General features: G+C 57.5%; 4 protein-coding genes and 1 pseudogene. 2 read left to right on the top strand and 3 right to left on the bottom strand.

The genetic code is table 11. The annotated features are described in order from the left end of the window. Positions 1-213: 213 nt before the first annotated feature. Complete coding sequence (locus J5M58_RS25600) at positions 214-1122, bottom strand: LysR family transcriptional regulator (RefSeq protein ID WP_207880085.1); 909 nt, start codon at positions 1120-1122, stop codon at positions 214-216. A gap of 137 nt (positions 1123-1259) precedes the next feature. Between J5M58_RS25600 and J5M58_RS25595 the strand changes: the two genes are divergently transcribed. Next, positions 1260-2084, top strand: a complete 825-nt coding sequence (locus J5M58_RS25595) for a phytanoyl-CoA dioxygenase family protein (RefSeq protein ID WP_207880083.1) — start codon at positions 1260-1262, stop codon at positions 2082-2084. Between the two features lie 80 nt (positions 2085-2164). Further along, on the top strand, positions 2165-3556 hold the full coding sequence (locus J5M58_RS25590) for an amino acid permease (RefSeq protein WP_207880079.1): 1392 nt from the start codon (positions 2165-2167) through the stop codon (positions 3554-3556). A 166-nt stretch (positions 3557-3722) separates the two neighbouring features. Here the strand turns inward: J5M58_RS25590 and J5M58_RS25585 are convergent, their stop codons facing one another. Further along, positions 3723-4250, bottom strand: coding sequence for a DUF6708 domain-containing protein (locus tag J5M58_RS25585; protein ID WP_181457401.1), 528 nt, complete (start codon positions 4248-4250; stop codon positions 3723-3725). 265 nt (positions 4251-4515) lie between these two features. After that, a pseudogene (locus J5M58_RS25580) lies at positions 4516-6059 on the bottom strand (hypothetical protein); the annotation flags it as partial.

Below are 6059 nucleotides of genomic sequence, written 5' to 3'. Positions count from 1 at the left end.
CCCGCGAACACCGGCACAGCCGGTGTCATACACCGCGTCGCATTCTTCGCGGGCACGCCCGCTCCCACAGGATCACCACAGCCTTCAACGCAGCCACAGTACCTGTGGGAGCGGGTTTACCCGCGAAGAATCCAGCGCGGTGGCTGGCACCGGCCAAGCCGGTGTTCCACGATCATGCCCGGTCCCACAGGTTGGCCTTCTTGAGTACAGGAATCAGGCGCCCCCAGCCGCCATCTCCCGAGCAACCCAGCCCTTGAACGCCTCCGCCACCGGCGATGGGTGCATCGCGCCTGATTGGGCCAGCACCACTTTTTGCGGTGATACCTCTTCCAGTAATGGCCTGCATAACAGCGCTGTACCGTCATAGCAATGGTCCCCTGCGGGCCGGGTACATGACAGGGCAACCCCGTAGCCATGCGCGACGAGCCCCCGTTGCATCTCGAAGGTCTGGGTAAATTGCTGGGTGCGCGGTTGCAGGTTATGCGCCCAAAACAGTGACAGAAAATACTCACGCGTTTGTGCGATGTCCTCAAGAATCAAACACTCTTGCGCCAGCTCATGCAGCGGTATCGCTGCCAGCTGGGCCAGGCGATGGTCGGTGGCGATGAGTGCGTAGGGCTTCAACTCAGCCAGTACCTGGCGCGGCAGCGAAGGATCAAGGCCTATGTCATAGGTCAGCGCGAGCTCGGCTTTACCGGCGCTCAGGTGGCGGTGTACGCCCGCCAGGTCAGTCTCGAAAAGCGTTACCTCGACATCGGGATACTGCTTGCGAAAACTCGATAGCAGCCGCGGCGCGTAATAGGGGCCCAGGTCTTGAAAGCAGATGAGCGACAGGTTGCCGCGAAGCGAGCCGCGCGTGGTATCCGCATTTTGGTTCATGGCAATGGCCATGCCGATGATATCGCGTGCCTGGGCCAGTAAACGCGTGCCCGCCGACGTCAGCTCCAGCCCGCGGCTGACCTGGCGCCGGAACAGCCGCTCGTTCAGCGCCTCCTCAAGCTGGGCGATCGCAACCGAAACCGATGGCTGTGAAACGTGCCGGGCTCTCGCCGCAGCGCTGATGCTGCCGTGTTCGGCCACGGCGACGAAGTACTCGAGCTGCCTGAATGAGAACCCTATCATCTTTTCCTATACTCAGGATTAGGAAATATATTCTTTTCCTATTGTTGCTTAAAAGCAATACTCGCCGTGCACCTTGCTTATTCCGCTTGAAAACTGGCAGTGGTGCTGTTGCCCAATAAAAAGACCAAGGGTGCTCCATGAAACAGTCCGCCGAATTTCAACTCAGTGACGAAACCATCGAGGCTTTTCAGCGTGATGGTGCCGTCTGCGTCCGTAATTTGTTCACGCCGCAAGAAGTTGCATTGCTGGAAACCGGCATCGAACAGAACCTGAAAGCCCCAAGTGAACGCGCCAAAGTGGCGAGCCGCCCTGACGACCCAGGTTGGTTCTTCGAAGACTTCTGCAACTGGGGCGATATTTCAGCCTATCGCCAGTTCATCTTCGAAAGCAGGGTCGGTAGTGTTGCAGCGCAACTCATGAACAGCGAGACGGCCCGGCTTTATCACGACCACCTGCTGGTCAAGGAGCCGAACACGCGCCAGCGAACGCCCTGGCATCAGGACCAGCCGTATTACAACATCGACGGGCGCCAGAACTGCAGCATGTGGATGCCGGTCGACCCGGTCTCCAGAGAATCCACCCTCGAATTCGTAGGGGGCTCGCACCTTGGGCCGTGGCTGATGCCACGCAGCTTCCTCGACAGCCAGGCGCAATGGTTCCCGGAAGGCAGCCTTGCGGACTTGCCGGATATCGAGGCCGATCGCAGTGCCTGGAACATCCTCGGCTGGGAGCTAGCCCCGGGCGACGCCGTGTTCTTCCACATGCTCACCTTGCACGCCTCTGGCGGTGTCGGCGGCAATCGTCGGCGTCGTGCCTTCTCGGTACGTTTCCTGGGCGACGACATTACTCACGCACCGCGCCAGTGGAAAACCTCGCCACAGTTTCCCGGCCTCGAAACGCAACTCGCCAGCGGTGCCCAAATGAACCACGAACTGTTTCCGCTGCTGTGGCCCAGGGCTTGATGATTGGAATACTGCGTGCCTGATAAAACCGCACGGCATTAGCGTGGTGCGGACCTGATAATAAAACCAAGAAGGTATCTATGAGCGCTCAATCTTCACACCAGTTGAAGCGGGGTCTCTCTACCCGGCATATTCGTTTCATGGCGTTAGGTTCTGCTATCGGTACGGGGCTGTTCTATGGCTCGGCATCGGCAATAAAGCTGGCAGGGCCTTCAGTGTTGCTGGCCTATCTGATAGGTGGCGCAGCCATTTACATGATGATGCGCGCCCTTGGCGAAATGGCGGTTCATAACCCGGTGTCAGGCTCGTTCGGGCACTATGCCAGCCAGTATCTGGGGCGCTACTTTGGCTTTCTGACAGGTTGGAGTTACGCGTTCTCGATGCTGGTGGTTTGCCTGGCAGACGTGACGGCCTTTGGCGTTTACATGGGGCTGTGGTTCCCTGAAACACCGGCCTGGATCTGGGTGCTCGGGATAGTGTTCTTTATCGGCGCGCTGAACCTGTGTAGCGTGAAAGTGTTCGGGGAGATGGAGTTCTGGCTGTCGTTGCTGAAGGTGACCGCGATCATTGCCATGATTGTGGCAGGCGCGGCTGTGCTGCTGCTGGGTATCCAGTTGAATGACGATGCAGGCACGGTTGCAGGAGTCTCGAATCTGTGGAGCCACGGCGGGTTCTTCCCTAATGGCGTCAGTGGGATGATCGCTTCCTTCACTGTGGTGATGTTCGCCTTTGGCGGGGTTGAAATGATCGGCATCACCGCCGGCGAGGCAAGGGACCCGAAGCGCGTGCTGCCGAAGGCTATCAACTCGGTGCCTCTGCGCATCCTGCTGTTCTACATCCTTACCTTGTTCGTACTCATGGCCATTTACCCTTGGACCAGCATTGGCAGCCACGGTAGCCCGTTCGTGCAGATCTTCAGTGGTCTTGGCATCAGTTCAGCGGCCACCGTGTTGAACATCGTGGTGATTTCAGCTGCCGTTTCGGCGATCAACAGCGATATCTTCAGTGCTGGGCGGATGATGTACGGCATGGCTCAGGACGGCCAGGCGCCAGCCGGTTTTGCATCGTTGTCGCGTTTCGGTGTGCCGTGGATGACGGTTGCAGTGATGGGCGTCGCGCTGCTTCTTGGCGTGGTATTGAACTACCTGGTGCCGGAAGACTTGTTCCTGGTTCTTGCGGCGGTGGTCACGTTCTCCATTGTCTGGGTGTGGTTGATGATCCTGCTTTCTCAAGTGGCCATGCGGCGCGGCATGAGCAAGGAGGAGGTGGCAGCACTGGATTATCGGGTGCCACTGTGGCCGGTAGGGCCGGCTTGCGCGATTGCTTTCATGGTGTTCATTTTTGGTGTGCTCGGTTGGTTCCCGGCCAGCCGCACAGCCATGTATGTCGGGGTTGGCTGGTTGGTGCTGCTATCCCTGGGTTACTGGTTGTGGGGTGTGCGTGCGCTACGTCCAGTGTCGGCCAACGCTTGAGGCATTGAACCAAACTGTGGGAGCGGGCGTGCTCGCGAAGAATCAAACGCGGTGGCTGGCACCGGCTACGCCGGTGTTCGCGGGTAAACCCGCTCCCACAGGTACAGCAGCGGCCTTGAAGGCTGTGGTGATCCTTACCTTCTCGGCCCCGGGGGCATCGGCCCTCTCAGTCAGATGGGGCAGTACGGGACTCACGGTCAATGTCCTCCGGCCAATGAACCTTGGGTGCCAGGCAATGCATGTGGCTCAGGCCATCGTCATCGTTCCAGTCACGGGGTGGGTGTACGAACTTCGGCAGGGCTTCGGGGCCTTGCTGCATGAACAGCCGGGCGATAGCCCAGTAGGCTTCGCCGTGGTAGAGGTCGTGGGTGAATAACACGCGGTCGATGACTTCGTCGGTGTTCGGGTTGCGAACCGACAGCATGACGCTTTCGATCAGCCCACCGTAGCCGGGGGCGTAGACTCGGTAGACTTCGGCGGTTACGTCGTCCCAATTGTAGGCGACAGGTTTGACGCCCCAGTGTTTGCGGCTGAACAGGAAGAGGTAGTTGCATCTGAATTGATAAACATAGATCTTTCGACGCAAGCGATTAAAACGTATTGGTTCGTCTCGTGGAAGTGCCAAGTCTAGCCGGACAAATGAAAAGACGACCCATATGCAGATTAGAGGCCCGAGTATCAAGATTAGCTTCATAATCCAATCGAAGGCCTGACTGTAATCAATGAGACCCCAATACACTTGTACAGCTACAAAAAACAAGAACAGCAGCGTCGGAATGCCAAGCAAGGCCAATACACCTCGTAGACGGACTGTAGATCGAGGCAACTCCATGTATACATCATCAGCATGGTTTGGTGGCGGATTAATATCGTTCAAATTCAAGAGAGATGTGGGTGCTTCGTGGGCGCTCGGTAGATCGTAGCGCCAGGCTGGCGCACGTCTCATTAGCACTCTTGGCTCATGCGTCGTCATTTGCCCTCCGGTTACATACCTCAATATACGCACTTTCAATTTCTCGGTCCGGCCAGTACATTACCAGCAATGTTGCTGCGACAATGGAGTGCGCTCCAATTGTCGGCATGAGCTCTATAAGGCCTGAGATAGCCAATTGGGACCGGTCTTTACCCTCCGAAAAAGAAGAGTACTTTTTATCAATATTAAAGTCGCTTTTATAGTCGGGTAGCCTAGGCGGAGAAAAGCCAGGGAAGCTGGCCGACTTGGAAAAGCCAGTTGAGCGACGGGCATGAAACTCATCCACAACCAGCGTCTCTCCTCCCGTGTAGTCCGGGAACTGGCCATCACCTCGACGATGGACTGTCAGGCACCACCGATATGCCGACATTCCGTCTTCATACTGAGGTAGCACCATCTTGAATTTTATTTTTTGTTTCCGTTCAAGACCGGTCAACCCTCCGATCCTTGGAGTGGCCGGGTCGCTTACCAGATTCGATTCGAAGTGGAATTCTGCCTGTACACCTAGCGTGGCGGCGTTGAGCTCCGCAAATGCAATGTCTGCGTATTCCGGGCTTCTCCAGTGAATGACTGGCGTCTCATCTGCCTTTCCAAAACAGCACCGTCGGGCCCACCGTTCCAGAGCGGATGACTCATTCTCTTCAGCGCTTTTGCTAAGCGTATAGGCAGTCAACGCCAGCACTACAGCGAGCCCTACGGGTCCCCATACAGTGGAACTTAATGCTGTTCCAGTGACGGCAATGGCGCTGCCCCCGTAAAAACCTGCAGCCAACCAGTATCGTATCGCTGCTGCACCATCTCCTGCTGCCGATGCACGTTTAGCAGCAGAAACCGCCTGCGCTGCTTCAACAAACCCGACGACAGCGCCTACTACAGCACCGATCTTTATCAAGGTCTCGCCTGTGGCAGTAGCACCTTTGGCCCATCGCATACCCTTATAGGCACCAGCCCGCAATATGAGCCCCACCAGTTCGATATGTCCTCCCAACACTCCCAAGTACGATCCTTGCAACGCCAACTTGGCCTCATACGCCTTCGGCCCAATCTCCGTCTCCGCCTTTTCCTGATTCCTGCCCAGGCTGTCCTGTTGCAAATACAACCCGCCTATCGCCAGCAGAACCTCCCAGCTGCCAGCAATCCCGCGCAACCCGGAAAAACCGGTTTTTACCAATCGGGCCGCCTGCTGCGACGTGATCTTCATCCCCTGCAACAACTTCCGCGCATCGGCTTCCAACGTCCCCGCTGCCACCGAGATATCCACCAAGGCAAGCTGCGCCGCACTGCTCGCCTGCGTTACGCCCATGTTGGCTTCCTGGAACAACCGCCCATGCACCTCCTCAGCCTTCCCTTCGACCCACACCGTCACAGTGATCATGGTGTTGGTGAACCGCGGGTCGAGCACAGCCAGGCTCATCAGCCCGTGCTGGATGATCGGCCGCACCTTGCGCATGGCCTTCATCGAGCCAAACTCGAAGTCATCGATATTGCGGCGCATCCGGTCCCGCGCCTCGGCGATCGACGCATTGGCCT

This window comes from Pseudomonas sp. 32_A, from assembly GCF_017490905.1.
In the GTDB taxonomy this organism is placed as follows: domain Bacteria; phylum Pseudomonadota; class Gammaproteobacteria; order Pseudomonadales; family Pseudomonadaceae; genus Aquipseudomonas; species Aquipseudomonas inefficax.
The sequence above is the reverse complement of the archived record's forward strand: the minus strand, read 5'-3'. Positions and strand labels throughout refer to the sequence as shown.

Excerpts from the sequence above, each read along its gene's own strand:
- J5M58_RS25595 (WP_207880083.1), top strand. The coding sequence starts at position 1,260 with ATGAAACAGTCCGCCGAATTTCAACTCAGTGACGAAACCATCGAGGCT.
- J5M58_RS25590 (WP_207880079.1), top strand. The coding sequence starts at position 2,165 with ATGAGCGCTCAATCTTCACACCAGTTGAAGCGGGGTCTCTCTACCCGG.
- J5M58_RS25585 (WP_181457401.1), bottom strand. The coding sequence starts at position 4,250 with ATGAAGCTAATCTTGATACTCGGGCCTCTAATCTGCATATGGGTCGTC.
- J5M58_RS25600 (WP_207880085.1), bottom strand. The coding sequence starts at position 1,122 with ATGATAGGGTTCTCATTCAGGCAGCTCGAGTACTTCGTCGCCGTGGCC.